Annotated in this window: 21 protein-coding genes; 10 read left to right on the forward strand and 11 right to left on the reverse strand. The window is 72.9% G+C overall.

What is annotated here, in order from left to right:
- Positions 1–120: 120 nt before the first annotated feature.
- The 7 genes from NQZ70_RS38205 to NQZ70_RS38235 all read right to left on the reverse strand — a co-directional run bounded on the left by NQZ70_RS38205 (position 121) and on the right by NQZ70_RS38235 (position 7083).
- A complete protein-coding gene (locus NQZ70_RS38205; RefSeq protein ID WP_129578635.1) occupies positions 121–714 on the reverse strand; it encodes a phospholipid-binding protein MlaC in 594 nt (197 codons plus the stop codon).
- Positions 715–1084: 370 nt separating this feature from the next.
- Positions 1085–2548 (reverse strand): PAS domain-containing sensor histidine kinase, encoded by a 1464-nt coding sequence (locus NQZ70_RS38210; protein ID WP_129578636.1) that lies wholly within the window; start codon positions 2546–2548, stop codon positions 1085–1087.
- Positions 2548–3765, reverse strand: coding sequence for a type II secretion system F family protein (locus NQZ70_RS38215; protein WP_129578637.1), 1218 nt, complete (start codon positions 3763–3765; stop codon positions 2548–2550). The genes NQZ70_RS38210 and NQZ70_RS38215 overlap by 1 nt, the downstream gene beginning before the upstream one ends.
- A 783-nt stretch (positions 3766–4548) precedes the next feature.
- The gene (locus tag NQZ70_RS38220) at positions 4549–4854 is read right to left on the reverse strand and encodes a hypothetical protein (RefSeq protein WP_129578638.1); all 306 of its coding nucleotides are present in this window, start codon (positions 4852–4854) and stop codon (positions 4549–4551) included.
- Positions 4851–5663 (reverse strand): AAA family ATPase, encoded by an 813-nt coding sequence (locus NQZ70_RS38225; protein WP_250645725.1) that lies wholly within the window; start codon positions 5661–5663, stop codon positions 4851–4853. The genes NQZ70_RS38220 and NQZ70_RS38225 overlap by 4 nt, the downstream gene beginning before the upstream one ends.
- Entirely contained in the window at positions 5584–6096 is a 513-nt protein-coding gene (locus tag NQZ70_RS38230) for an AAA family ATPase (protein WP_324293035.1), read from the reverse strand. The genes NQZ70_RS38225 and NQZ70_RS38230 overlap by 80 nt, the downstream gene beginning before the upstream one ends.
- Positions 6097–6207: 111 nt before the next feature.
- Positions 6208–7083, reverse strand: coding sequence for a protein-L-isoaspartate O-methyltransferase (locus NQZ70_RS38235; RefSeq protein ID WP_129578639.1), 876 nt, complete (start codon positions 7081–7083; stop codon positions 6208–6210).
- 131 nt (positions 7084–7214) lie between these two features.
- Here NQZ70_RS38235 and NQZ70_RS38240 point away from each other — a divergent pair, with 131 nt between their 5' ends.
- The 3 genes from NQZ70_RS38240 (at position 7215) to NQZ70_RS38250 (ending at position 10982) form a co-directional block, all read left to right on the forward strand.
- Complete coding sequence (locus NQZ70_RS38240) at positions 7215–8354, forward strand: serine hydrolase (RefSeq protein ID WP_129578640.1); 1140 nt, start codon at positions 7215–7217, stop codon at positions 8352–8354.
- A gap of 75 nt (positions 8355–8429) precedes the next feature.
- On the forward strand, positions 8430–10451 hold the full coding sequence (locus NQZ70_RS38245; RefSeq protein WP_165374378.1) for an AarF/ABC1/UbiB kinase family protein: 2022 nt from the start codon (positions 8430–8432) through the stop codon (positions 10449–10451).
- A gap of 9 nt (positions 10452–10460) precedes the next feature.
- A complete protein-coding gene (locus tag NQZ70_RS38250; protein ID WP_129578641.1) occupies positions 10461–10982 on the forward strand; it encodes a hypothetical protein in 522 nt (173 codons plus the stop codon).
- A 39-nt stretch (positions 10983–11021) separates the two neighbouring features.
- Here the strand turns inward: NQZ70_RS38250 and NQZ70_RS38255 are convergent, their stop codons facing one another.
- A complete protein-coding gene (locus NQZ70_RS38255) occupies positions 11022–13631 on the reverse strand; it encodes a protein kinase domain-containing protein (protein WP_129578642.1) in 2610 nt (869 codons plus the stop codon).
- A 158-nt stretch (positions 13632–13789) separates the two neighbouring features.
- Here NQZ70_RS38255 and NQZ70_RS38260 point away from each other — a divergent pair, with 158 nt between their 5' ends.
- From NQZ70_RS38260 to NQZ70_RS38280, 5 genes are all read left to right on the forward strand, one after another.
- On the forward strand, positions 13790–14485 hold the full coding sequence (locus tag NQZ70_RS38260) for a TIGR00266 family protein (protein WP_129578643.1): 696 nt from the start codon (positions 13790–13792) through the stop codon (positions 14483–14485).
- A gap of 19 nt (positions 14486–14504) precedes the next feature.
- Positions 14505–15173, forward strand: coding sequence for a TIGR00266 family protein (locus NQZ70_RS38265; RefSeq protein WP_129578644.1), 669 nt, complete (start codon positions 14505–14507; stop codon positions 15171–15173).
- Between the two features lie 16 nt (positions 15174–15189).
- Entirely contained in the window at positions 15190–15876 is a 687-nt protein-coding gene (locus NQZ70_RS38270; protein ID WP_129578645.1) for a TIGR00266 family protein, read from the forward strand.
- A gap of 404 nt (positions 15877–16280) precedes the next feature.
- Complete coding sequence (locus NQZ70_RS38275; RefSeq protein ID WP_129578646.1) at positions 16281–17798, forward strand: FHA domain-containing protein; 1518 nt, start codon at positions 16281–16283, stop codon at positions 17796–17798.
- Positions 17799–17847: 49 nt separating this feature from the next.
- Positions 17848–19428, forward strand: coding sequence for a GDSL-type esterase/lipase family protein (locus NQZ70_RS38280; protein ID WP_129578647.1), 1581 nt, complete (start codon positions 17848–17850; stop codon positions 19426–19428).
- A gap of 2 nt (positions 19429–19430) precedes the next feature.
- Here NQZ70_RS38280 and NQZ70_RS38285 read toward each other — a convergent pair whose 3' ends face one another.
- Positions 19431–21047, reverse strand: a complete 1617-nt coding sequence (locus tag NQZ70_RS38285; protein ID WP_237244403.1) for an NTP/NDP exchange transporter — start codon at positions 21045–21047, stop codon at positions 19431–19433.
- A 231-nt stretch (positions 21048–21278) separates the two neighbouring features.
- Here NQZ70_RS38285 and NQZ70_RS38290 point away from each other — a divergent pair, with 231 nt between their 5' ends.
- Entirely contained in the window at positions 21279–22880 is a 1602-nt protein-coding gene (locus NQZ70_RS38290) for a BamA/TamA family outer membrane protein (protein WP_272826414.1), read from the forward strand.
- A gap of 22 nt (positions 22881–22902) precedes the next feature.
- Here the strand turns inward: NQZ70_RS38290 and NQZ70_RS38295 are convergent, their stop codons facing one another.
- Positions 22903–24678 (reverse strand): hypothetical protein, encoded by a 1776-nt coding sequence (locus NQZ70_RS38295; protein WP_129578650.1) that lies wholly within the window; start codon positions 24676–24678, stop codon positions 22903–22905.
- Between the two features lie 53 nt (positions 24679–24731).
- Positions 24732–25814 (reverse strand): triacylglycerol lipase, encoded by a 1083-nt coding sequence (locus tag NQZ70_RS38300; protein ID WP_129578651.1) that lies wholly within the window; start codon positions 25812–25814, stop codon positions 24732–24734.
- Between the two features lie 381 nt (positions 25815–26195).
- Here NQZ70_RS38300 and NQZ70_RS38305 point away from each other — a divergent pair, with 381 nt between their 5' ends.
- Positions 26196–26939, forward strand: coding sequence for a hypothetical protein (locus NQZ70_RS38305; RefSeq protein ID WP_129578652.1), 744 nt, complete (start codon positions 26196–26198; stop codon positions 26937–26939).
- Positions 26940–26966 lie beyond the last annotated feature (27 nt).

The raw sequence follows: 26966 nt of genomic DNA on the forward strand, positions 1-26966 counted from the left end.
GCGGCGGAGCGGGCGGGAGGAGCGGCCGGGCGCCCGGGAAGGGGCCGCGAGCGGCCGGGGCGGCCGGGCTGCGCGGGCGCGCCGGCCGCGCGGGCGCGCCGGGCGGTCAGCGGTCGCGCGTCAGACGTCGCCCTTGGCGAGCTTGTCCTTCATCTTCTGGACGAGCGCCGGGAACCCGTCCTTCTTGATGATCTTCGTGAACTGCGCGCGGTAGCTCCCCACCAGGCTGACGCCCTCGGTGACGATGTCCCGCACGAGCCAGGTGCCCCCCTTCTCGGAGAGCTTGAAGGCGATCTCGACCGGCTCCTCGCGCGCGTCCTTCTTGGAGACGGCCCTCGTCTTGACCGTCATGACGCCGTCGCTCTGGGTCTCGCTCGTGTACTCGATGTTGAAGTCGAGCGTCTTCTTCAGGTTGCGCTCGTAGGCCTTGCGCACGAGCTGCTTGAGCAGCTCGGTGAACTGCTTCTTCTCGGCGTCGGTCCGGGCGGCCCACTCGCTGCCGAGCGAGCTCTCCGCCAGCGCCGAGTAGTCGAGCATCTCGTCGAAGACCGCGCCGACCTTCTTCTGGTTCTCGGCCCCTCCCTTCTTCAGGAGGTCGAACAGGACCGTCTGCTTGGCCTTGACCACGTCCGTCGCCGGCCCGGCGTTCGCGAGGCCCACCTGGCCGAGCGTGAGCGCGAGCAGCGAGAACGTCGCCGCGAAGAGATGGTTCATCCTGCGTGTCACGTATGGTTCTCCTTCTATGCCTGCGAGCCGCGCGCGAGCCTCGGTCGCTTGCGCTGCTCGCCCTCGTTCTAGTCGTTCTACGCACGAGGCAAGCGGCCTGCCACGTCGGACGAGGGCCGCGGCGGCGCGGCCACGTCCGGTCCGTGCTCTCCATGAACGCCGCGAAACCACAGGGCAATCCGCCGGCGCCCGGCCGCTGTCCAGGGGCAGACGACGGTCTCCCCGGGCTATTCACGCGCGGGGGCGGGCTCCGCCGCAATCTCCCGCGGGGCCCCGGGCCGCGACGCGCCGGGGAGCGTGAACGGAGCGCCACGCGCCCGGTGTGACGCGCGGCGAGCGCGGCGGCGGGGCCCCCGCGTCAGCCCGCCGAGCGGGATCGCGGGGCGAGCTGCGCGCCGGCCGCGGCGTCCGCGCGGGGCTCCGGCTCGCCGGCCGCGAGCGGACCGACCGGGACCCGCACCCGGAACGCGGTGCCCTCGCCCTCGCGGCTGTCGACCTCGATCGCGAAGCCGTGATCGTCGAGGATCCGCTTCACCACCGCCAGCCCGATGCCCATGCCGTGCGTGCGGGTCGTGAAGAACGCGTCGAAGAGGCGATCGCGGGCGCCCGCCGGGATGCCCCGCCCCTGGTCGCGGATCTCCAGCAGCCAGGCGCCCGCGTCGCGCCAGAGGCGCACGGTCACGACGGCGCCCGCCGAGCTCGCCTGGATCGCGTTCCGCACGAGGTTCCAGACGACCTGGCGCATCTGGGCGGCGTCGGCGGTCACGGGCGCGGACGGCGGCCCCTCGAAGCGGACCTCGACGTCGCCGCCGCGGCCCGAGCGCCCCGCGAGCACGACGACGTCGCGGGCCGTCGCCGAGAGGTCCACGCCCTCGAGCGCCGGCACCCGCGGGCGCGACAGATCGAGCATGTCGCCCACGAGGTCGTTCAGGCGCGCCGTCTCGCGCTCGATGATCTCGCAGAGCTTCCGGTCCTCGTCGGAGAGCGTCCCGCCCGTGCGCAGGAGCTCGATGGAGCCCGCGATCGAGCCGAGCGGGTTGCGGATCTCGTGGGCCAGCCCCGCGGCGAGGCGGCCCAGCGCCGCGAGCCGCTCGGCCTGCTCCGCCCGCGCCGTCGCCTGCACGAGCCGGCCGCCGGTCGCGCGCAGCCGCTCCGCCAGGTAGCTCGCGAGCAGCGTGACCACCACGATCGCGAGCAGGTTGACGAACATGGGGTACCGGAGCTCGTCCCACTGCGTCGCGTACGCGCCGGCGGGCTGGTCGGGCGGCACGCCGAGCAGGTGGAGCCCGAGCGCGGCGCACAGGAGCAGGTACGCCGACGCCCCGGACGCGGCGGCGACGATCGCGCCGGGGACGCCGAGGAGGATCGCCCCCGTCAGGCAGGTGAGGCCGTAGAGCGACGTGGCGCCGCTCGTGGCCCCGCCGGTGATGTACACGAGCGCGGTCCAGGTGATCTGGTCGGTCACGAGCTGCGCCCGTGCGATCGCGCGGAGGGCGCGCCGCATGCGCAGGAACACCGCGTAGACGCCGGAGACGCCGTACGCCACGGCGACCGTCACGAGCGCGACGATGCTGGAGAAGCCCCCGGGGGTGAAGCCGCGGAGGTACACCGCCGCGGTCACGACGAGGAAGACCGTGAGCACGGCGAGGCGCAGCGCGATGAGCCAGGTGAGCCGGCTCGCGAGCGGCGCCTCGGCGCCGCCGGGTGCGCCGGGCGGGACCGGCGACGCGACCGGCCGCGCCGGCGGCGGCCCGGCCTCGACCTCGTCCCGCCGCGCCACGGCCTCGCCGCCCGGGTCCGCCGGGGGGGCCGCGGGCGACATCACTCCGCCTTGATCTTGCCGGCGAGATCGAAGATCGGCAGGTACATCGAGATGAGCACGACGCCGACCATGCTGCCGACGACGACCATGAGGAGCGGCTCGAGCAGCGACGTCAGCGCGGAGACGGCGACGTCGACCTCCTCCTCGTAGAAGTCGGCGATCTTGTTCAGCATCGTGTCGAGGGCGCCGGTCTGCTCGCCGACCGCGACCATCTGCACGACCATGCCGGGGAAGACCTGCATCTCGCCGAGCGGCTCGGCCATGTTCTTCCCCTCGGAGATCTTCTGGCGCGAGTACATGAGGCCCTCCTCGACGACGACGTTGCCCGCCGTCTTCGCGACGATGTCGAGCGCGTCGAGGATGGGCACGCCGGAGCCGAGGAGCGTGCCGAGCGTGCGCGAGAACCGCGCCACGGCGATCTTCTGCATGACGGGGCCGATGATCGGGAGCCGGAGCACGAGGCGGTGCACCATCCGCTTGCCGGACGGCGAGCGGTAGAAGTAGGTCCCGCCGACGATGGCGGCGACGGTCAGCACGGCGATGAGCGGCAGGTAGGTGACGAACGCCTTCGAGGTCGCGATGACGATCTTCGTGAGCTGCGGGAGCGCGTCCTTCGCGCCGAACTCCGCGAACATCGTCTCGAAGGACGGGATGACGAACGACATCAGCACGACCATGACGACGATCATGATCACGATGACGGCGATCGGGTACGCGAGCGCGCCGCGCACCTGGCGCGCGAGCTTCACGCGCTTCTCGATGTAGATCGCGAGCCGGTTCAGGATGCTGTCGAGGATGCCGCCCACCTCGCCGGCCTGGACGAGGTTGACGAACAGGTCGTCGAAGATCTTCGGGTGGCGCCGGAGCGCGTCGCTGAACGTGGCGCCCTGCTCGACCGTGTTCTTGATGTCGCGCAGCGCGGCCTGGAAGATCTTGTTCGGCTCCTGGTTGGACAGGATCTCGAGGCACTGGACCAGCGGGAGGCCGGCGTCGATCATCGTCGCGAACTGGCGGATGAACTTGACGAGGTCCTTGGCCTCGACGCCCGAGCCGAAGCTCAGGCTGATGTTGAGCGCGGCGCCTTTCTTCTTGACGCGGGTCGGGCTCAGCTGCTGAGCGCGGAGCCGGTTCTGCACCGCCGCCTCGTTCTCGGCTTCCATCGTGCCCTTCCGGATCTCTCCGGTGCGGCCGCGCGCCTCCCAAACGAACTCCGCCATAGTGCTTCCGGTCTTCTCCCTGGGTCTCCCTGGGTCCACGGCGGGCCGAGCCGACGCGCCGGGGCGGCCCCGCCCCGGGGACGCCAGGATAAAGTTCGGCGAGGCCGGGGGTCAAAGACGGTGGGGCTTTCTCTGATCCAGGGGCCGGGGGGGGTGGTGCGACGTGGGACGCGGAGGGAGCGCGATCCCGAGACGCACGCGCCGGCGGGGGTCTCCGCGCGGCGGGGGCGGGTGGGCGCTCGGCCATCCGCCAAGACGGGGACCGAGGCGCTCGCGCTGAAAACACCGCCCGGCATGTCTCACTTCGGGCCATGCCTCCTGGGACGTCTCGTCGCGCGCCACACAAGGCGCGCCTGAGACGCAGAGCCCCCTGAAACCTTATGGCACCTCGTTCGGTGCTCGCCGCGCCCACCCGCCCCCGCCGCGCGGAGACCCCCGCCGGCGCTCACCGCGAGGCCAGGGGACGGCGGCTTCGATGAGCCACAAGGCGCCGGGCACTGGCACGGACCGTCACAGCTCGCACCCGGACACGGAAGTGTGTCATCCGGACGCGAAGGAGCGTCGTCTGGACACGGAGGGGCGTCTTCTGGACAGAGAAGTGTGCCATCTGGACAGGGAAGTGTGTCATCTGGACAGGGAGGTGTGTCATCTGGACATGCTGGGGGTCGAACCGGACGACACAGCCCTCGAGGCGAGGCCGTGCGAGGGGCTCCCGTCGTCGAGGCGACGAAGCATCGGGTCCGGAAGCGCAACGACCACCTCGCGGCCGAGGGCAGCGACACCTCAGCCGCGTTCCACGAGCGGCACGAGACGCTCCCGCACCTCGCGCACGAAGCGAGCGAGGCCGCACGCTCCACCATGGGCCTCGAGACGCTCGAGGGGAACGTCGGCCCAGCGCGCGAGGGCATCCCGGCCGGTGGAGGTCAGCACCCCGAGGACCCGCTTGGCGTCCTTACGGTCCGCTTCGTTCTTCGAGGTGAGCTGCTCCGGCTTCGTGCAGGGGTCGAAGTGGAGCTCGCCGCGGAGGGTCTGAACGATCCGTACGTCGCCGGCGCTCTCGGCGGCGACCCCCAGGGCGACAGCGCTCACCCGCCGCCCTCGCTCACCCACCCCTCGCCGACGAGGCTCCACAACTCACCCGGACGAAGATAGGCGCCCCGCTTCTGCGATGTCGGGTGCTCGTCGAGCCGGCGCAGCGCCGAGCCGCGCGCTCCAGCGCGGCTCATCACGATGACCTCCTGCACGCGCAGCTCATCGAGGAGGAACGGCGAGTGGCTCGTCGCCACGATCTGCAGGTGAGGCGTCGCGTCGAGCACGCCACGGAGGTGCGCGACGAGCTTGCGCTGCGCGACCGGGTGCAGCGCCTTGTCCAGATCGTCGAGCAGGACGAGGCGCGGCGCGTCGAAGCGCACGACCGTGATGAGGCCGAGCGCGAGCAGCGTCCCCTCGGAGAGCTGACCGGCCGGCACCCACCCCAGCCCTTCCCACTCGACCTCGAAGCGGGCGCCGGTGACGTCGCGCGACCGATCGGCCCAGAAGTCCTGGCCATCGACGGATATCCGCTGCTTCTCCCGGCGCCGGACGCGGGCGGGCAGCGCGCGGATACGCCGCGCGCCAGGGACGATGGTCGCCAGATCCCGTTCGATCGCGTCCAGGGTTCCGTCACGCAGCCCCTGCAGGTATTGCAACACGGAAGCCAGACCCTCACCGTCGTGCCCGACGCCTGGGATCTCCTCTTCAGAGTAGTGCTCCGCGGCGAGCGTCTCGGCGTGCAGCTTGAGCCGGACGACCGATCCGAGCCCCGCCTCGCGGGGGCCTCTAAAAAAGCTCTGTTCTTTCGCCTGGTCGTCGCAGGGCAGAGAGAGCTTCGTCTCCTGCCCTTCCTTGCCGAACCACAGGTCCCCCCCACTCGGGTTGCGGCTCCTTTGTCGCGGCCCGTGCGAGAAGACGGAACCGCCTTCCGTCCTCCAGGACGGCTCCCAGCTCGAGCTCGGTGGCGTCCGGCTTCGCGACAAGGTCTTCGACCGCACGCTCGCCCCTGAAGAGCACCCCCGAATGGACGGTCGCGGACCACCCAGGCTTCGCGGCGGCAAGCTGGAGCAGGTCGTGCAGCCCCTCCAACACGGTGCTCTTGCCCACGGCGTTCGGGCCGACCAGCACGTTGAGCCGACCGAGAGACAACCTCACGTCTCGAAGCAGCTTGAAATTCTTGAAGTGTGCTTCCGTCAGCATCGCCGCTTCCTCGTTAACCCGGGCTCGAGGCCGGGTACAGAAGCCTAGCCGCGCCGCTGCCGCGCGTCGCCGTGAGCCAGGAGGCCCTACGGCGCGCATGACCAGCCTCCGACAGACAGCCCTGGGATGCACACCGCACGCGATGCACCGGCCGGCCGCGCGCCGGCCCGCCGCCGGCGGCCGCGTCCCCCGGCATGCGCGGCGAGCGGCCTACCCGCGCCCGCGCTCCGCCACGTAGCGGACCGCGCCGTGCACCTCGCGGAGGAGCGCGCCCTGCCGGCGCTCGACGCGCATGAGCTCCTGGTGGCCCTCCCACGCGCCGACCGGCGCGACAAGGACGCCGCCGTCGGCCAGCCGCTCCTCGAGCGCGGCGGGCGGCTCGATCAACGCGTAGGTCACCGCGACCTTCCAGGGACGCTCCGACGGCGTCGCCCGCCCGGACGCGAGCACGCGCTCGGCGAGCGAACGCCCGTCGCCGCACAGCAACGTGACACCCGCGCCCTCGTCGGACGGCCCGGCGCCGCTGCTCGCGAGCGCCGCGTCGTCGCCATCGCGATCCGGACGCGCGCCGAGGAGCCGCGCCGCGCGCGCGTGCAGGGCAGGGTCGATCTCGATCGAGGTGACGTGACCGGCCGGGCCGACGATGCGCCGCGCGAGCGCCGCCCCGTAGCCGGTGCCGGTGCCCAGCTCGAGCAGACGATCGCCCGGCGCGAGGCCGAGCAGGCTGAACGTGAGCAGGTACGCGTGCGGCGCGCTCACCGTCGCGTGACCGGCCCGATCGAGCGGCAGCGGCGTGTCGTCCGCGGAGGCCGCGAGGTCCTCCGGGAGGACGAAGCGCTCGCGCGGCACGAGCAGGATCGCGTCGAGGTAGCGCGCGGGGAACTCGAAGCGGCGCGCGAGCTCGACCACGAGCGGCGCGCGCGCGACGCGCCCAGCCTCGGCGAGCTCGACGTCGAACGCGATCGCGGCGTCGAGCTCCTCGGGGACCGACGCCCAGCGATCGGGCCGGCGATCGTCGTACCTCGCCGCGAGCGCGGCGAGCGACGCAACGGCGGCGCGTGATTCGGTGCTCGAGGGAGAGCTCACCGCGAGATCCTGAAGCAGGACCGGCCCCGCCGCTCGATCTTTCGGGGAGCGTTCCCCGTTTCCCCAGGCCCGGTCCAGCCCGCCGTCAGAGCTCGTTTGACAGGGGCGCACGCGCCTCCTCATCCTCGGCCATGGCCCTCGTCGACCTCACGCCGATCGCTGCGCTCGCGGTCGAAGAACACAGCGCCGCGCCCTGCGCCTGCGTCGCCGCCGCCGTGCGCACACGGAACAACGTCCGGTACGGATCGGGCGCAGCCGGGCGGCTGTGGTTCGAGGACAGCCCGCCGGCGGGCGCGGGCGGCGCGCCGCCCGCGGCGACGATGGACGCGATCTTCGACCTCGCGTCGGTGACGAAGCCGTTCACCGCGCTCTCGTTCGCCCGGCTCGTTCGCGCCGGCAAGGCGAGGTACGACGAGCCGCTCGGAGAGGTGCTGCCCGAGCTCGCCGGCACGCGATCGGCCGCCGTGCCGCTCGAGCTCCTCGCCGCGCACCGCGCCGGGCTCGAGGCGCACCGCACGCTCCACCGGCCCGGCGACGGCGCGCCGATCGATCCCCTCGAGGCGCTCCTCGCCTGCGCGGACGCGCGCCGCGAGGGGTGCGCGGGCGATCCGCCCGAGGGCGGGTTCCCGCCGGTGTACAGCGACCTCGGGTACCTGCTCCTCGGCGCCGCGGTCGCGCGGCGCGGCGAGGCGGAGCTCGACGAGGTCGTCGCGCGCGAGGTGACCGGCCCCCTCGGGCTCGCGGTCGCCTCGGCCCGCGCGCTCAGGCGCCGCGATCCGCGGTTCGACGAGCGCGTCATCCCCACCGAGGACGTGGCGTTCCGCGGGGGCGTGATCCGCGGCGCGGTGCACGACGACAACGCCTGGACGATCGCGCAGGACGGGATGGCCGGGCACGCGGGCCTCTTCGGCGACGCGATGTCGGTGGCGCGGCTCGGGGTGGCGCTGCTCGAGGCGCTCGCGGGCGAGCGGCCGGAGTGGCTCTCGCGCGACGAGGTCGAGCGGCTGATCGAGCCGCGGCCGGGCGGGTCGCTGCGCGCCGGGTTCGACGGCAAGAGCGGCGAGAGGCCGAGCGCCGGCGCCCGCTTCGGCCCGCGGACCTTCGGCCACCTCGGCTTCACCGGGACGAGCCTCTGGATCGACCCGGACGCCGAGCTCGTCGGCGTGCTGCTCACGAACCGCGTCCACCCGACGCGCGCCTCCGACGCGATCCGCCGCGCGCGCCCCGCGGTCTACGACGCGATCGCGGAGGCCATGGCCGCCGCGCGATGACGCGACGAGGGCATGGCGCGCCGCATCGAGCCCGCGTGTTCGCGGGCTGAAGCCGAGCGATGCTAGGCTGCCGCGGTGTCACACGGCGCCGCACCTGAACAGCAGGGCCCGTCCCCCGGGTTGCTCCGCTCGCCCACCGAGCCCGCGCGCGCGCCCGGCGAGCTGCGCCCCGGCGCGGTCCAGCGCGAGCCCGACGGCGCCACGCCGAGGCCGCTCGACGGCGCGGCCACCCCATCGAGGCCGCCCGACGGCGCGGCCACCCCATCGAGGCCGCCCGACGGCGCGGCCACCCCATCGAGGCCGCCCGACGGCGCGGCCACCCCGCCGAGGCCGCCCGACGGCGCGGCCACCCCATCGAGGCCGCCCGACGTCGCCGGCGCCGCGCGCGCGCCCGCGGCCCTCGATCCGGCGCAGCGCCCCGCGGCGGCGCCCCGCTCGTTCCGGCAGAACGCCGCGCAGAGCGGCCGCTTCATCCGCGCCTACCTGACGACGTTCACGGTCATCGCGAGCTACCTCTGGTTCTTCTTCCTGCGCCGCCTCTTCGGCGACGCGTGGGCGCAGGGCCGCGTGGACGAGGTGCACGCGAGGAACGCCCGCCGCATCGAGCGCACGATCGTCGAGCTCCAGGGCCTCTTCATCAAGGTCGGCCAGATGCTCAGCATCATGGCGAACTTCCTCCCCGCGACGCTGCGCGCGGGGCTCGAGGGGCTGCAGGACCAGGTGCCGCCGCGCCCCTACGAGGAGATCGAGGCACGCATCGCCGAGGAGCTCGGGCGCCCCATCGACCAGGTCTTCGCCCGCTTCCACCGCGAGCCGCTCGCGAGCGCGTCGCTCGGCCAGGTCCACGAGGCGTGGCTCATGGACGGCACCCACGTCGCCGTGAAGGTGCAGCACCGCGACATCGACGAGATCGTCCGCCTCGACCTGCTCACCATCCGCCGCATCATGGCGATCGTCGCGCAGTTCGTCCCCGTGCAGGGGCTCGACGCCTACTACCACCAGATCCGCTCGATGATCCTCGAGGAGCTCGACTTCGTGCGCGAGGCCAGGAACATCGTGCGCATCGCCGACAACTTCGCGAAGCAGCCGCAGGTCCGGTTCCCCCGGCCCATCGAGCCCTACTGCACGCGGCGCGTGATGACGACGACGTTCGTCGAGGGGATCAAGGTCGGCGACGTCGCGGCCCTCGAGGCGCACGGCGTCGACCGCAAGGCGCTCGCCCGGCAGATCGTGCAGGTCTTCTGCCAGCAGATCTTCATCGACGGCATCTACCACGCGGATCCGCACCCGGGGAACATGCTGGTCGGGCCGAACGGGGAGCTCATCCTGCTCGACTTCGGCGCCGTCGCCGAGCTCTCCCAGGAGATGCGCGAGGGCATCCCCGAGTTCCTCGAGGCCGTGATCCGCCGCGACACCGAGGGGATCATCAAGGCGCTGCGCAAGATGCGCTTCTTCTCGCGGCGCGACACCGTCGACGTCAGCGAGAAGGTCGTCGAGTTCTTCCACCAGCGCTTCCAGGACGAGGTGAAGCTCGAGTCCTTCAACCTGAAGGACATCAAGCTCGACCCGCAGAAGGGCATCGAGAGCCTGATCGACCTCCGGCGCATGAACATCGGGCTGAAGGAGCTCTCCGGCGCGTTCCACGTGCCGCGCGACTTCGTGCTGCTCGAGCGCACCCTCCTCCTGCTCACCGGCGTCTGCACGCAGCTCGATCCGGACCTCAACCCCATGGATGTCGTGCGCCCGTACGTGCAGGACTTCGTCCTCGGCAGCCGCGACTGGGCGCAGATCGCCCTCGAGGCGGCGAAGGACATGGGGATCAAGGCGCTGACGATCCCGGACGACCTGCGCAAGTACCTGACGCGCGCCAACCGCGGCGAGGCCGAGGTCAAGATCCGCGGCCTCGCCCAGGCCGCGTCGCTCGTCTATACGGGGGTGCGCCAGCTCATCTACGCGGCGCTCGCGATCGCCGCCGGCTTCGCGGGGCTGCAGCTCTACCTCGCTGGCCACGCGGCGCTCGCGCGCTATTGCCTCTACGGCGCCGCGGCGGCCGGCGCGCTGCTCGCGGGGAGCATCCTGTTCACGAACCGAGGTTGACGACACGCAATGAGCTCGATCGATCTGTCGCAGTACGAGGCCGAGGTCGCGGCCGCCGAGGCCGAAATCACGCGGATCAGGGAGGCGAACGCGGAGCTCGCCGAGGCGTACCGCGGCGACCCGGGGGACGGCGCGCGCGAGATCCTCCGCCGCGGCGCGGCGTCGCTCGCCGCCGCGCGCGATCGCCTGGAGGCGGCGCGCGTGGCGCTCGCGCTCGCGCGGACGACCGGCTCGCCGCACGGGCTGCTCGCGCGCGAGGGGGTCGTCACGGGCTCGGTGGCCGTCGCCATCCCCGCCGGCTCGTCGAGCGGCGAGCGGGCCCGGATCATCGACGCGGCGCTGTCGGCCGAGCTCACGACCGCGGCGCGCGAGCTCGGCGTCGTGCTCGCCGCCCCGGCGGAGCGCTACACGCGGGAGCGGCCCGGCCGCGACGCGGAGGGCCGCACCGTCCTCGACGTCTCCGGGCACGTGGAGGGCGACGTGCTGATGCCCGCCGTCTCCCGGGGCGCCAAGAACGCGCGCAGGGGCTGAGCGGCGACCCGAGCGACGATCGCGCGCGGCCCGCGGCGCTCAGGCCTTGAACGCGGCGACGACCGCCGCGGCGCGCTCCTCGACGCGCGCGCGGAGCGGGGCGAAGCGCGCGGAGGGCCGCACGCGATCGAGCACCGCGCAGCGCTGCATCCAGAGGGCGTCGAAGAGCCCCGCCTCCACCGCGCCCGCGAGCGTGCGGAAGAGCGCGTCGTCCTCGCCGAGGAACGCCAGGATCTCGGCGTGCATCTGGAGGAAGAGCGGGCGCAGGCGGCTGCCCGGCTCCGCGCCGTCCGACCTCGCGCGCAAGAACGCCCGCTGCTCGTCCGAGAGCCGCGACGTCGCGAGCACGTCGCGGTAGATGCGCGCGTACTGGATCGGGACGTTCTCCGCCGACGCCGGCAAGAGGTCGTCGATGGGGTACGGGGCGCCGCGCCACAGCCCGAACCGAGCGCGCATGATCGCCTTGTGGAAGCGGCTCGACGGGTCCTCCGCGGCGGTGTCGAGCAGCACGCCGGCCCCCGCCCAGTCGCCGAGCAGCGCCCGGCCCCGCGCGAGCTCCCAGCGCGGGAACGGCTCGCCCGGATCCAGCGACAGCGCCGTGTCGAGCCGGAAGACCGCCTCGTCGACGAGCCCCGCCTCGAGGAGGATGCGGCCGAGCAGCTCGTGCGCCTTGGCCAGGCTCGGCGCGCGCTGGAGCGCGTTGCGCAGCGCCGGCACGGCGCCGACGGGGTCGCACGCGCTGAAGCGGACCGTCGCGAGCGCCACCCACGGCTCGCCGAGCGAGGGGGCGAGCGCGATCGACCGCTCGGCCGCCTGCTGCGCCTTCGCGAGCTGCGCCCTGCCGTCGCCCTGCGCGGCCATCAGCCGCGCCGAGGCGATGGCGTAGCCGGAGAGGATGCTCGGGTCGTTCGGAGAAAAGGACAGCGCCTCCTCGAAGAGCGACACCGCCGGCGCGGCGTCGCCGTACCAGAGGTGCCGCAGCTGGTGGCGGGCGCGCAGGTACAGGTCGATCGCGCGCGGGTCGCCCGGCGCCTCGCGCTCGCGGCTGGCGGCGTCGACGGTGAGCGCCCCGGCGATGGCGCTCGCCGCGTCGTCGCTCACCGCGAGCAGCGCCTCGGGCGAGCTGTCGAACCGCTTCGCCCAGAGCTGGAACCCGTCCTCGACGCTGATGACGCGCGCGGTCACGCGCACGCCCGCGGGCGGGCCCGCGGGCGGCAGGCGCGACCCCGGCCGCGAGTACGGCGCCGAGGGCTGCGAGCGCGGCGGGTCGTGCCCGTAGCCGCCGCCGGTGCGGCGCAGCGAGCCCTCGACCACGACCTGCACGCCGAGCTCGCGGCCGATGTCCCGCGGGTCGCGGCCGTCGAGCCGCACCCGGGACACCGCGGCGCGCGGCCGCACCTTGAGGCCGGCCGTCATCGAGAGGGTGTCGGTGAGATCCTCGGTGAAGCCGTCGGCGAGGTACTCGTCGTCCGGGGCGCCGACGTTGCGGAACGGGAGCACGGCGACGGTCTTCAGCGCCGGCGAGGACGCGGACGAGGGCGTGGACGTGGGCGCCGGCGTGGGCACGGGCGCCGACAGCGTGGGCGACATGAGCCGCGGCTGCGGCGCGGTGACCGCCTCGACCGACGCGGCGACGCGGGTCGGGTTCTGCTCGATCGGCTGCCGCGCGGTCGGCGCGGCCGTGGCCGCGGACGCGGCGATCATCGAGGCGAGCGACTGCGCCGGCTGCGGGGCGATCGACACCCGCGAGCGCGCGAGCAGGAGCGCGCGGTGGGCCTCGGCCGCGCTCGAGTAGCGGTCCTCGCGGCGCGTCGCCATGCACCGCAGGACGACGTCCGCGACGGCGAGGGGCACGTCAGGACGGACGGAGCGCGGGTCCGGCGGCGGGGACCGCAGCCGCGCCATGGCGGCCGCGATCGCGCCGGCGCCCGGCCACGCGCGCCGGTGGGTGAGGCACTCGAAGAGGATCATGCCGAGCGCGTAGATGTCGGTGCGCGCGTCGATGTCGGGCTCGCCGGTCAGCTGCTCCGGCGACATGTACGCGGGGGAGCCGAGCACGAAGCCGGACGACTCGCCGGCGCTCGGCCCGGACGAGGTGCGGGCGATGCCGAAGTCGGTGATGACGACCCGCCCACCCCTGTCGAGGAGCACGTTCTCGGGCTTGAGGTCGCGGTGCACGATGCCGGCCGCGTGCGCGGCGCCGAGCCCGTCGCAGAGGGCGCAGCCGATGCCGATGACCTGCTGCGCCGGCATCGGGCCCGTCCGCGCGAGGACGCTGTGCAGCGACTCGCCGTCGACGCACTCCATCGTGAGGAACTTCTCGCCCTCGTGGTCGCCGAAGTCGAACGTCCGCGCGACGTTCCGGTGCGTCACGCGGCGCGCGAGCTTCACCTCCTGCCGGAAGCGCTCGAGCATCCCGGCCGAGTCGGCGAGATCGCGCCGCAGCATCTTGAGGGCGACCACCTCGTCGAGCTCCACGTCGCGGACGCGATAGACGCTGCCCATGCCGCCGGTGCCGAGCAGGCCGAGGATCTCGTAGCGCCCGGCGATGCGCTGGGGCGCGGCGACGAAGCCGGACCCCTGGCCCTGCTCGCTGCGCGGCTCGGTGCGGGGCGTCGGCTCGGAGGCCGTAAGTCGCCTGTCGCTCACCCGCTCAGTCTACCCACGCCGAAGGGTAGAAGTCAGCGCGAGCGAGCCGCTGGACAGAAAACATGAAATACGTCGCGCGAGCTCACCTCGACACACCTTCTTCCCGCTTCCGCTCCCGCCGTGGGTCCGTTATATGTACGTGCCCCGCGGGTGGACGAATGCAGCATCGCACCAAGCATGAGCCGTCGTCCTCGCTGCTGGAGGTCAGCCTCGATCCTGGCGAGGCGCTGCTCGCGGAGGCCGGCGCGATGGTCGCGCGCTCGCCGAGCCTGCGGACGGTCGTCCGGCTCAACGCGGGCCGCGGCGCCGGGCTCTTCGGGCGGCTCAAGGCGCTAGTCGTCGCGCTGCTGCGGAAGCTCGCGGGCGGCGAGACGTTCTTCGTGAACCACATCGAGGCGCCCGAGGGCGGGTGGGTGTGGCTCGCCCCGCCGCTCAGCGGCCGCGTCAAGCACGTCCCCCTCCGCGGGGAGACGATGCTCTTCAGCGCCGGCTCCTACCTCGCGAGCGCGGGCGACATCGACGTGAAGGTGCGCTGGGGTGGGCTGCGCGCCGTCCTCGCGCGGGAGGGCGTCTTCTTCATCGAGGCCTCCGGCGTCGGCGATCTCTGGATCACGAGCTACGGCGCGATCGACGAGCTCCCCTGCGACGGGTCGCTCATCGTCGACGGCGGGCACCTCGTCGGGTTCGACGCGTCGCTCGCGCTCAAGATCAGGAGCCCTGGCGGTGGGCTCATGGGGCTCATGGTCTCCGGCGAAGGCGTGGTGTGCGAGTTCACCGGCCGCGGCCGCGTGCTGATCCAGTCGCGCAGCGCCGGCGCGCTCGTGGGGTGGCTCGCGCCGCTGCTCCCGCCCTGAGGAGCGACGGAGACGTCCGATGCAGGTGAATCTCCTCTACCGTCCCTCCCAGGCCCTCGCGCAGTGCTGGCTCGCGCCGGGCGAGCACGTGATCGCCGAGAGCGGCGCGCTCGTGGGCATGTCGACCAACGTGCGGGTGGAGACGCAGTCGGGCGGCATCATGTCGGGCCTGAAGCGGATGCTGGCCGGAGAGTCGTTCTACCGGAACTCGTTCATCGCGGAGGGCGGCCACGCAGAGGTGCTGTTCGCGACGCCGCTGCCCGGGGACATGGCGGTGCTCGAGGTGGGCGACAGGCAATGGTGCGTCCAGAGCAGCGCCTATGTCGCGTCCAGCCCGGAGGTCGAGGTGAAGACGCGCTCGGGCGGCCTGCGCGGCTTCTTCTCGGGAGCGGGGCTCTTCGCCCTCGAGACGGCCGGGCAAGGTCAGATGATCATCGGCGGCTTCGGCGCGCTCGAGGAGCTCCCGGTGAGAGGCCACGTGGTCATCGACACGGGCCACCTCGCAGCGTGGGAGTCGACGCTCTCGTGCCGGATCGGCAAGAACACGTCGACGTGGCTCGGCACGTGGCTCTCGGGCGAGGGGCTCGTCTGCCACGTCGAGGGCAGCGGCAGCCTGTGGGTCCAGTCTCGCAACGCCGGCAGGTACGGCGCGGCGGTCGGCGCGCGGCTCGCCCCGCGGCAACCCTAGAGACCGAGGGGACGGCGTGCGCGACGAGATCCGAGACAACCCCGAGTTCGGCGTCCTCCACGTGACCTTCGAGCACGCCGGCGAGCAGATCATCGCCGAGAGCGGCGCGATGGTCGCGCGCGACGCGGCCATCGACATGAAGACGAGCCTGCAAGGCGGGCTCGCCAGCGCGCTCAAACGCAGGCTGACGGCCGGAGAGAGCCTCTTCCAGAACACGTTCACGGCGACCGCGCCCATGCAGTCGATGCGGCTCGCGCCGGCGCCCGAGGGGTCGATCGAGCGCATCGTCCTGCGCTCGGGGATGGAGGTCTTCCTCCAGTCGGGCGCCTATCTCGCCTCCACGCCCGGCATCGCGCTCGACACGAAGTGGCAGGGGGCCAAGGGCTTCTTCGCCGGCGGCCTGTCGTTGCTGCGGGCCTACGGCGAGGGGCTGATCTGGTTCTCGAGCTACGGCGGTATCCACGCGATCGACGTCGGCCGGCAGCACCAGGGATATATCTGCGACAACACACACCTGCTCGCGTTCACCGAGGGCCTGCGGTATCAGGTGCGCAAGCTGGCCGGCCTGAAGGGCCTGTTTTTGTCCGGCGAGGGGCTCGTCTGCGAGCTCCAGGGCCACGGGCGGCTCTGGCTGCAGACCCGGAACCCGGGGGCGCTCTCGGCGTTCCTCCACCCGTTTCGGCCCGTGGGAGGCGGCCATTAGCCCGCTGCGCGCCGCGCCGAGCGCGGACCCGGGGCGGAACGCCGCGCGGCCGCGACGTTCCGCCGCGGCTGCGCGCGGGCGCGGCGACGCCGCGTCCAGCCGGCGGCGCGCGGGGCGTGGCGGCGCTCGGCGCATGCAGGCGCGCCGCTCTCCGCGCGCCGGCCGGCCGGTGGCCCGCCGGGTTCTTGCCCGGCGCCGTCCGCCGCTGGCCGAAGGAGGCGGGCGAAAGGCCGCGGTCCCGGCCGCCCGCCATCGGTCGGCGCGCCGTCGTTGCCTTCCCGGAGGCGGACTCGCTAAAGTAGTCCGGCCTCGCAGAGGAGGCTCGCACGGCGAACGGCAGATGCCACCGATCCACAGCGGCTCGCGGGGCGAGCCTGGCGTCGCCTGAATGCCCCGAACCCGCTATGTGGAAGCTGACGATCGAGGATGACGAGGGGAAACAGACGGGGCTCCCCCTCGCCCATGAGGAGTATGCGCTCGGGCGCGGAGAGTCGAACTCGATCCGGCTGACCGACCGCAACGTCTCGCGGCGCCACGCGACGCTGGCCAAGAACGGCCAGGGCTGGGTCATCCGCGATCTCGACAGCTACAACGGCACGTACGTCAACGGCGGGCGCGTCAACGGCGAGCAGCACCTGCGCCACGGCGACCTCGTGCAGCTCGGCGATTACCGCATCGAGATCGTCGATGAGGCGCTCTCGTCCGCGGTGACGAGCCCGACGCCGCCGCCCGGCAGCCGGAGCACGGCGCACCTGCCGCTCCACACCCGCCCGAACCGGCTCGTCATGGTGGTCGGCCCGACGCCCGGCGCGGAGTTCCCGCTCGACGGGGAGCGCTTCACGATCGGGCGCTCCGAGGACGCGACGATCTCGATCAACCACAGCTCCGTGAGCCGCCTGCACGCGGAGCTCATCAGCCTGGGCAACGGCCGCTACGAGGTCGTCGACAAGCAGAGCGCCAACGGCGTGCGCATCAACGGCGTCGAGCTGAAGCGCGGGCTGCTCGAGGCGGGCGACGCGCTCGAGCTCGGCGACGTGCGGCTCCGCTTCGTCGCCGCCGGCAAGATCTTTCGCGCCGGACCGGACGGCGGCCCCGGCTCGCCGGGCGCGTACGGGAGCGTGGCACCCGCGGTGCAGTCGTCCCGCTCGCTCGGCGGGGCGAGCAAGGCGATGGGGATCCTCCTTGCGGTGGCCGTGATCCTCGCCATCGCCGTGGTCGCGGTCACCCGCGCTCGCTCGCAGGGGCCGGCGGTGCCCGAGCCGGACGCGCGCCCCACGACGCCGGAGCTCGGGGGGAACGACGCGCAGATCCTCGACGCGGCGCACGAGCACCTCCGCGCGGGGAACATCGACGCCGCGCACCGGAAGCTGCAGGAGATCGCCGAGACGGCGCCGGTCCGGGAGACGCAGCGCTTCCGGGAGATCGAGGAGCGCTGGGCGGAGGCGATGTTCCAGCAGGTCGAGCGGGCCGCGACCAAGAGCGAGAAGCTCTCGCTGCTCAACGAGATCGCGAAGACGACGGGCGTCCCGACGGCGCTCCGCGAGCGGGTGGCCGAGATGCGGCGACAGGTCGACCCCGAGGCGCCGCCCGAGCCGGAGCCCGCGCCGCAGGGCGCGCCGCAGATGTCCTGGTCTCCGCAGCAGCACGCGCACACGCCCGCGCCCGCGCCGCCGGCCTCCTCGACGCCGAAGGCCGCGGACACGGGCGCCCCGCAGGCGAGCGCTCCGCTCGACTCGAGCTCGTACCCGGCGCAGCGAAGGGCGCTCGAGCCGAAGGTCTGGGGCGGGCGCGCGTCGGCCAGCGAGATCAAGCTGCTGCGCGCGATCTGCATCCACCAGGGCGACATGAGCTGCCGCGACAGGGCGACCGCGGCGCTGGACAAGCTGGAGAAGCGCAACGCTCCTCCGGACGCCGGCCTCTGAGCGGGCACGCCGTCGCAGAGCGCCCCCCTCCCCTCCCGTCCGCGCATCGATGACCTCCACGAGCAGCACCAGCGCCCACGAGCCGGCCGTCCACGGGCCTCCCGATCGCGAGCCGGCCGCCCACGGCGCGCCCTCGCCCGGCGGGCGCGGTGCGCCTCCCGCGGGCGGCGCGCCGGCGAGCTCGCCGCCGCGGAACGGGCTCGTCTCGCCGGCGGCCGGGGCGCTGGCCACGCTCGCGCTGCTCGTGCTCTTGCCCTACGCGCACCCGAGCCTGCGGCGGCTGCGGCTGCTCACGCCGCTGCCCGAGGGCGAGGGGCTCGTCGTTGTCCCGGCGCCGGCGCCCGTCGCGTCGGTCGGGGAGACGACGCTCGTCACGGAGACCACCGAGCAGGCCGAGCTGCGCCAGCCCGAGGAGGTCGCGCTGCCGCCCGCGGCCGCCGAGCTCGTGCCGGCCGCGGTCGCCTCCGAGGGGAAGCCGCCGCGCCCGATCGAGGACCCGAGCGGCAAGGCGATGACGCCGTTCTTCCGCGCGCTCGCCGCGGTCGAGCGCAAGGCGCCGGGGTCGATCGCGCGCATCACGTACTTCGGCGACTCCATCGTGGCGAGCGACTTCGTGACCGCGACGCTGCGGCGCAAGCTGCAGAAGCGGTTCGGCGACGCGGGCCACGGGTTCATGCTGATGGCCAACGCGTGGCCTGGATATTTCCACAACGACGTGGTGCGCTCCGCCGGCCCTGGCTGGCAGGTGAGCCGCGTCGTCGGCCCCTTCGCCAAGGACGGGCTGTACGGGCTCGGGGGCGTGTCGTTCCGCTCGCAGGGCGCGGGGGTGTTCTCGCGCTTCGCCACCGCGGAGACCGGGAGCTACGGGCGCGCGGTGTCGCGGTTCGCCGTCGATTACCTGAAGCACCCCGAGGGCGGGCGGATGGAGATCAAGATCGACGGCGAGAGCCGCGAGACGATCGACACGCGGGCCGACGCGGCCAGCTCGGCGATCGCGACCTACGAGGTGCCCGACGGGCCGCATGCGCTCGAGGTGTGGGCGCGCGGGCCGGGGGTGCGCGCGTTCGGGGTCTGGATGGAGCGGGACACGCCGGGGGTGGTGCTCGACGCGATCGGCATCCAGGGCTGCCGCATCCGCTTCCTCGACAAGAGCGACGACGCCCACTTCGCCGAGCAGCTGCGCGCGCGGAACCCGTCGTTGACGGTGTTCCAGTACGGCATGAACGAGAGCGAGGACGGCGAGCTGTTCCCGCTCGATCAGGTCGAGTCGACGATGAAGGCGGTGCTCGATCAGGTGAGGGCGGCGCTGCCCGAGTCGTCGTGCCTGCTCGTGGGCCCGATGGACCGCGCCGACAAGAAGGGCGAGGTCTACCGGAGCCGGCCCGTGATCCCGAAGCTCGCGGCGATCCAGCGCCGGGTGGCCGGGCAGGTCGGGTGCGGCTACTTCGACACGTTCGGCGCGATGGGCGGCTCGGGATCGATGGGGGTGTGGGTCCAGCGGGGGCTCGGCGGCGCCGATCTCGCGCACCCGTCGGGCGCGGGGGCCGAGGTGATCGGCCGCTGGGTGTACCTGGCCCTGATGGAGGCCTACGAGGCCTGGAAGGCGGAGGCGGCCGCGGGCCGGCCCTGAGGCTACGCGGCCTTCAGGTCCTCGGCGTCCTGCTCGTCCGCGGCGCGCCGCTTGTGCTCCCGGGCGATGCCGACGACGACGGCGAGCCACGCGAGCGCGAGCGCGATGTTGACCATCGCGAAGTGCCGGACGGAGAGCGCGAGCACCTGGCCGACGATCACCCCGACGGCGGCGAGCACGTCGCCCGCGCGGACGACGAAGGTGTCGATGGCGGCCTTGGCGCTGTACTTCGCGTCGCGGCCGACCGGCAGGAAGAGCGCTTGCCGCGCCGTGTTCTGGACCGAGTAGTCGGTGCTGTTCTCGGCGATCTTCGCGACGCGCACGACGGCGAGCGCCGGCAGGACCGCGAGGGACGCGTTGCCGAGGAGGGCGATGGCCGGGAGGATGAACAGGGCGAACCGCACGCCGAGGTACTTGAAGATGCGGGAGACCAGGAAGAGCTGCAGGACGACGCCGAGGGTGTTCACCCAGTAGAAGAAATCGCCCTTGAAGGTGCCGATGATCGCGCCGAGCGCCGCCTTTTTCCCCTTCTCGGTGCGCGGGTGGACGAGCCCCTTCTCGGCGCCCTCGACGACCTTGCCGCCGGCCTCGACGTCGAACGCGTCGCCCTTGACGGCGGCGATCTTCCCCTCGAGCAGGCGCGACGCGTCCGGATCGACGAGGTAGACCGGGGTGCCCGCGGCGAGCGGCGCGCCCGGGTCCGCGCCCTCGGCCGCGGCCGGCGCATTCGCGGCTGCGCCGCCCGGCGCGCTCTCCTGGCCGAGGGCGCTCGTGGCGGACTCGATCAGGGTGCGATCGAGGATGTACTCGCCGGTCGAGTTCACCCAGTTGAGGACGAGCGTCAGGGCGGCGATGAGGAGGAGATAGCGGTCGCCGGCGATGATCTTGAAGCCGCCGGCCGCGCCTCCGGGCGGCGCGTCGGCCTTCTGCGGCCCGCCGCCCGGGCCCGCGAGGTCGTCGCGGTGGACGAGGTAGGTGAGCCATAGACAGGCGAGCAGGACGCCGGCCGCGACGAGCATCATGTTGTAGGGGCCGATTGGCACGTAGACGCGCTTCGCGATCTGCGCGCCGAACATGGCGCCGAGCGAGCTCCCGATACCGACGATCGCGAAGAGCCGCTTGCCCTGCTCGGGGGTGTAGACGTCGTTGGCGAACGACCAGAACTGCGCGATCACCGTGAGGTTGAAGCAGCCCACCCACAGGTAGAACGGCACCCCGAGGGGGACGCCGAGGCGCGCGAGGAAGAAGAAGAGGACCAGGTTCCCGGCGAAGAAGAGCGTCAGCGCGGTGGTGAGCTGCATGCGCCCGAAGCGCCGGGCCATGGCGCCGTAGGCGCGGACGACGCCGACGAGGAGCAGCGCCTGGCCCGCCGCCGCGTAGGCCTTCACCTCGGGGCCGTCGAGGTCGAGCTTCTGCCCGCCGATCTCGAGCCCGCCGCCCGCGAGGATCAGCGGCTCGCGGACCACCTTGAGGAGATAGTAGCCCGTGAGCAGGAGGAAGACGTTCAGCGTCAGGACGAGGACGCTGAAGACCTCGCGGGGCTTCACCTCGGCGAAGATCGACAGGAGCCGGTGAAGGACCCCTCGGGCCGGTGTCTCGTTCTCGCCAGTGCTCGCCACGCGCCGCTCCATCCCGGGACAACCGCCGTTCAGGCGGCACCGGAACAGGACCGATGCCCGCGCGCGGGAGGCTATCGAGCCTGGTCCCGGCCGGCAACCTCCGTCGCGGCGCCGCGCGTGTGAAGCGCCGTACAGGGCGTTGGACAGAGGGCGCGCCGGCGCGGACAAACGTCTCGCCGGTCGGGAACTCGGCTAGGCTCCCGCGCGGCGACGTGCGAGAGACGAGGCGGATTGGGCACTGACGAGAAGGGATGCACGCGCGCGATCGGCACGGGCCTTCGGCGGCGCACGGCCGCGCTCGCGAGCTGCGCGGTGCTGTCGCTGGGCGCCGAGGCGCTGGCCGCGCCGCAGGCGGGAGCGGCTGAGCCGGCGCCGCAGGCCGGGGCCGCGACGCAGCAGAGTGGGGCGGCCGCGACGCAGGCTGGGGCGGCCGCACCGCAGGCGGGGGCCGCGGCGCCCGCGGCGGGGGCCGCGGCGCCCGCGGCGGCGGCGCCACAGCCGGCCCCGGGGGCTCCGCCAGCGCCCCGCGCGGCGGCTGCGGCGGCGCGGCCTCCCGTCGCGGCGCCGCAGGCGCCCAGCGCGAGGCGCCCCCTGCCGGACTACGATGGTCGCCCGGACGAGGGGGCGAGCGTCGGCGACGCGCTCCTCTGGGTGCCGCGCGTCCTGCTCTTCCCCGCCTACCTCGCCAGCGAGTACCTGGTCCGGCGGCCGCTCGGCTACCTCACGGTCGCGGCGGAGCAGGGCGAGTGGATCGAGGAGCTCAAGGACATCTTCACCTTCGGGCCCAACGACACGATTGGCATCATCCCGACGGCGCTCTTCGACTTCGGCTTTCGCGCGAGCGTCGGCGTCTACATCTTTTACGACGACCTGTTCTTCCCGGGCAACGAGCTCCGCGTGCACGCGGCGACGGGCGGCATCGACTGGCTGCGGCTCACGATCGCCGATCGCATCCCGCTCGACGGGCGCGCGTACCTGAAGCTCCGCGGCGAGGCGGACACCCGGCCCGACTGGCTGTTCGCGGGGATCGGCCCGAGGTCCCTGGGGCGCGACTGGGCCCGCTACGCCGCCCACAGCATCCAGGGGAGCGCCACGGTCCACGTCGATTTCGACGCGTTCAGCTTCGTCGAGGCGTACACCGGCGCGAAGGCCGTCGATTTCGACGACATCTGCTGCGAGCCGACGGTCGGCTGGCGGGTCGCGAACGGCCGTTATCCGCTGCCTCCCGCGTTCGACACGGGGTACACGGCGTACCGCATCGGGGCCCGGGCCGCGCTCGACTCGCGGCGGCCGCGCCCCGAGCGGGGCCACGGCGTCCGGCTGGAGCTCTCCGGCGAGCACGCCGCCGACCTGGAGCGGCCGCTGCAGAGCCGGTGGCTCCGCTACGGCGGCACGCTGGGCGGGTTCGTCGATCTCACCGGGCACGAACGCATCGTGAGCCTCGTCCTCTCGGCGACCTTCGCCGACCCGCTCGGCACCGCCGAGGTCCCCTTCACCGAGCTCGTCGAGCTCGGCGGCGGCGCGCCGATGCACGGCTTCCGCGAAGGGCGCCTCCGCGGGCGGAGCGCCGCCGCGGCGACGCTCGAGTACCGATACCCGATCTGGGCGTTCCTCGACGGCACGGTGCAGGTGGCCGCGGGCAACGTGTTCAGCGAGCACCTCCGCGACTTCGAGCTCGACCTGCTGCGCATGTCGTTCGTGCTCGGCCTGCGCACGAGCAGCTCGCGCGACCACTCCTTCGACTTCCTGATCGGCTCGGCGACCGAGACCTTCGAGCAGGGGGCCGGCCTGCAAGAGCTGCGATTGATGGTCGGCGCCAGCCGCGGATTCTGAGCGAGGGGCGAGGCTAAGAGGATCAGTCGGGCGCGGTTGGATCGTCCGGTCGCTCGATGCCGACGAGCTTGTAGCCGCGGCGCGGGCCGAGGTCGTAGAGGTGGGCGCGCAGCGGGCCAGGCGCCTGCCCGTTGAGGATGTCGACGATCGCGTAGCGCGAGGGCGCGTCGTCGGGCGCGCCGCCCTGAGCGGCGATGTGCGGGAGCGAGAGGCACACGCGGCCGTCCGGCGAGGGGCGCACGACCGGCCGCGCGCGCAGGGCGAGCGCCTCGCCGGCGTACATCGCGGCCTCGTAGCGGAGATCTTGCGCCCGCGCGACGCCGGTGCGCCGCGCCAGGTCGACGCCGCACAGCTCCGCCGGCGAGGCCACGGCCACGTCGGCGATCGGCGACAGGCGCGTGAGGTACCGCGCCATGATCGCCTGCTTGCGCTGGAGGAGCTTGTCGATCAGCCACGCGGTGTGCCGCGGGGCGGTGAAATCCCCGGCCCGCACCGCGGCCTCGACGAGCTCCGGCGTGAAGCGCGCGAGCGTGCGCGCGGCCCAGGCGCCGTCGAGCTCGGTCATGCGCCCGAAGGCCGGGTTGGGGTAGCCGCCCCGCCAGCCCTCCGGCCGGAAGTCGCGGGCGTTGAAGAAGCCGAAGATGTCGCCCTGCGGGTCGCGGGTCGCCCGGTCCCACGGCCGCTCGGGGATGCCGAGCGTGATGAAGTCGAGCAGCACGTACTCGGCGTCGAAGTAGTAGGCGTGGCCGAGGCGCTTCGAGATGCCCTCCCAGTCCCACTCGCTGCCGAAGCAGTCGCCGAGATCGATGTAGTAGTGCCGCACGTGGCCGGGCGATGCGTCCTTGTCGTCCTCGTCCTCGGAGAGCCAGACATCCATCGAGTTCTGCTCGCGCGAGTCGAAGTGGTTGAGCCACGCCGCGAGCAGGCGCCCGCCGCGCAGGTCGCGCCGGTCCTCGTGCGGGATGACGTCGTTCGGGTCGTCCTCCCGGGTCCCGTCGTACTTGAACGGCCCGAGGGCGCGGCCCGGCAGCCAGCGCGAGGCGACCATGCGGACCCGGTCCCCCCGCTTCGCGGCCTTGGCGAGCACGCGGTCGAGCGCCGCCTGATCGAACGGCCTGGAGGTGCCGCTGTTGTCGGTCACGGTGAGCCCGGGCGAGAGCTTCAGGACCGACGGCTTCAGGTAGACCACGGAGTCGCACGGCGCCCAGTAGCCGGCCGCGTGGTAGAGGCGCGCCGCGATCGCGGTGGCGCCGGTCGCCCGCTCGGGCTGCTCCGCGGGATCGGCCTTGAGCATGAACTTGCCGATCCCCTCGACCTTGATCCGGAAGCCGGGGTTCGCGCCGTTCGGCTTGCCCATGTCGATGACCCAGGACCCGTCCGGCGCCTCGGGGTCGAGCGTCTTGTCGCCGCACGGCCCGCTCACGAGCTCCTCGACGGAGAGCGGCCGCTTCCCGATCCGGTTCGTGAACCAGCTCGAGTCCGGCACCTCGTCGACGCTGTTGACGTTGACCGCCTCCCCGCCCGGATCCACGGCGAAGAACCGCGTCACCGGCCGGAAGACGAGGTTGTCGGCGGCGTCCCACGCGAACGACGACTCGTACGGCTCCGGCGTGCAGAGGCGGTGCCGCGGATCGTCCTTGGGCGCCTCGGGATCGGGCCGGCAGGGCAGCGCGACGGGGCTCAGATCGGCGTCGCGCCAGACCGGATCGCGCAGGGGGAACCGGCGCACGTCGCTGCTGCAGGCCGCGCTGAGCAGGGCGAGCAGCGGGAGCGACGAGGTGAGCAGCGCCTTGAGCATCGGCCGGGCATGGTACTGGACAGGGCGCCGCTCGGGGCGGTTTTCGACGGCGGTCAGAAGCCTTCTTGGCGGAGCCGCTCGATCACGGCGCGGTAGAAGTCGATATAGAGCCAGGTGTTCCCCTCGCCCGGGCTCTGCCCGAAGAGCTGGCCGATCTCGTCGAAATGGTCGGCGGGGAGACAGCCCCAGAAGCTGCCCCAGCGCGCGTCGCGCGCGCGCACCAGGCCGTCGTTCGGGATCGACTCCCCGAAGCCGCCGTCGAGGATGGTCTCTGTCAGCGAGAGCAGCGGGTGCACCGGATCGAGGCCTTCGTCGAACTGCGCGACGAAGGGCACCGGGGCGAGCGTCGTGCAATCGCGGCCGCCGCGCGCGCGGTCGGTCCTGCCGCCGAAGGAGGCGTAGAACACCCCGGGAGAGTCGGTGTATTTCGCGTTGAACTCCTCGATGCCGGGCGTCGAGAACTGCTCGAGCGACGCGAACACGCTCGTCTCCTCGCCGATCTGGTCGTAGAGCGGCGCCCCGATCGCGTTGAGCAGGTCGTCGAGGACGTCCTGGAGGCGCTCGTCGGCGACGAGCTGGAGCGCGATGTCGGCGATCTTCGACCCGAAGTGCGGCGTGGCGACGGTCACGACGGAGGCGACGAGATCGGGCCGATCGTGCGCGACGACGCGGGCGTCGAGGCCGCCTTGCGAGTGGGCGATGATATTCACCTTCTCGTGGCCCGTCTCGGCGAGGATCTGCTCGATCCGCGCGGTCAGCTGGGCGCCGCGGTATTCGGAGCTGTTGAACGGATCGACGGAGGGCGTGAACACCGCCTCGCCGCCCTCGGCGAGGGTCTGCTTGACGTTGTAGAAGTAGCTGACGTATCCGGCGCCCGCGAAGTCCTCGAATCCGAAGAAGCCGTGGGCGAGCACGATGGGATACGGCGGCCCGAGCTTCGCGGACGACGGCCAGCCGCCCCCCGTCCCGGCCGGGCCGTCCGCGGCGCCCTCCCAGCCGCCCGAGGCGGAGCCGCCGCCTGCCCCCGTGATCACCTCGCCGGTGTCCCACGGTTCGAGCTGCTCCTCCGCCGCGCCGCAGCCGGCGAGGAGCGCCCAGGAGGCGAATATCGCACACCCGGCGAGACCAGCGGACACCCGTCGTCCCCTCGAACGAGCGTCCATGTGAGACTTCCACTTACGCGAACCGCCAACACGCGATGATGACAATGCGGACGAAGAAAGATCCAGCACGACCACCTCCTGCCGGAATCAGCTCAGACTCTGCTGATGGGCAGCTGATGTCAAGTGCTGTCGGAAAACTGAACCATCACGGCGGTCGCGGGGGACCGTCGAGACGGTTAGCGCATTGCGTTGTGAACGGTGGGGTGGATCTCCTGCATTGCGCCACGGGGTTGCGCGGTCGTGCTAGCGCATTGCGTCGCGGGTTGTTGTCGTTTTTCCATGCGGAGGGGCGTGCCGGCTCCGGTAGGTTCGTGGGCCATGCGATCTGTCCAGAGCTCTTTTGTGCTTGTTTTGATGGGTTCCCTGGTCGCTTGTGGCGGCGCGGCGCCTCCTCCGTCGGCGCCGGAGCCTGCGGAGGCCGAGGAGGCGCCGGCGGCGGCGTCGGGCGGCGAGGCGGCGGAGGACGGGGACGGGAAGAAGAAGGAGGAGGACGCGGCGGCGGATGCGTCGAGGCAGATCCCGACGACGTGCGAGCAGAAGGGTGACGTGTGTTTGCCGCCGGCGGCGTTCGTGAAGCGGCTCTGCAGCGGGTTCTATCCGGACGTGGCGCTCAGTCTGTTCGCCAAGGGGTCGCCGTTCACGCGCGGGTACCTCACGCGGGACACCGAGGCGTGGAACGCGTCCGGCGGGTCGTCCTCGAACGACAAGCTGCTGTTCGATGAGGAGGTGCTGATCCTCTATCACCGGGTGCCGGACACGGGGGGCATGGTCGTGAGCGGCGCCGGGGGCGGCTACGACGTGCTGCGCTGGGACGGGACGTGCGCGTCGCTGATGACGGAGGAGGTCCGGCAGCACGTGCCGCCGAAGCCGAAGTTCGCGCCGATCCCGTGGAAGAGCCTGGATGACAAGACGCGCGAGGCGTTCCAGGCCGACGAGAAGGTGGGCAAGATCGTCGCCGAGCGGCGGAGGGAGTGCAAGGGCGCGACGATGGGGGCGGTCAGCGCGAAGTGCGAGAAGGTCGACAAGCAGATGAGCGCGGCGCTGATCGAGTACGTGCGCGGCGGGGGGGCGCTGCCGACGCCGGGGGCGCTGAAGTGAGGGGGTGAGGCGGGGGGCTGGGGGGGG

Source organism: Sorangium sp. So ce836, from assembly GCF_028553905.1.
Classification (GTDB): domain Bacteria; phylum Myxococcota_A; class Polyangia; order Polyangiales; family Polyangiaceae; genus Sorangium; species Sorangium cellulosum_D.

Bases quoted from the DNA above. Each gene is read 5' to 3' on its own strand.
- NQZ70_RS38205 (WP_129578635.1), bottom strand. From the start codon at position 714: ATGAACCATCTCTTCGCGGCGACGTTCTCGCTGCTCGCGCTCACGCTC.
- NQZ70_RS38210 (WP_129578636.1), bottom strand. From the start codon at position 2,548: ATGTCGCCCGCGGCCCCCCCGGCGGACCCGGGCGGCGAGGCCGTGGCG.
- NQZ70_RS38215 (WP_129578637.1), bottom strand. From the start codon at position 3,765: ATGGCGGAGTTCGTTTGGGAGGCGCGCGGCCGCACCGGAGAGATCCGG.
- NQZ70_RS38230 (WP_324293035.1), bottom strand. From the start codon at position 6,096: ATGCGCGCCGTAGGGCCTCCTGGCTCACGGCGACGCGCGGCAGCGGCG.
- NQZ70_RS38240 (WP_129578640.1), top strand. From the start codon at position 7,215: ATGGCCCTCGTCGACCTCACGCCGATCGCTGCGCTCGCGGTCGAAGAA.
- NQZ70_RS38250 (WP_129578641.1), top strand. From the start codon at position 10,461: ATGAGCTCGATCGATCTGTCGCAGTACGAGGCCGAGGTCGCGGCCGCC.
- NQZ70_RS38260 (WP_129578643.1), top strand. From the start codon at position 13,790: ATGCAGCATCGCACCAAGCATGAGCCGTCGTCCTCGCTGCTGGAGGTC.
- NQZ70_RS38265 (WP_129578644.1), top strand. From the start codon at position 14,505: ATGCAGGTGAATCTCCTCTACCGTCCCTCCCAGGCCCTCGCGCAGTGC.
- NQZ70_RS38275 (WP_129578646.1), top strand. From the start codon at position 16,281: ATGTGGAAGCTGACGATCGAGGATGACGAGGGGAAACAGACGGGGCTC.
- NQZ70_RS38280 (WP_129578647.1), top strand. From the start codon at position 17,848: ATGACCTCCACGAGCAGCACCAGCGCCCACGAGCCGGCCGTCCACGGG.
- NQZ70_RS38295 (WP_129578650.1), bottom strand. From the start codon at position 24,678: ATGCTCAAGGCGCTGCTCACCTCGTCGCTCCCGCTGCTCGCCCTGCTC.
- NQZ70_RS38305 (WP_129578652.1), top strand. From the start codon at position 26,196: ATGGGTTCCCTGGTCGCTTGTGGCGGCGCGGCGCCTCCTCCGTCGGCG.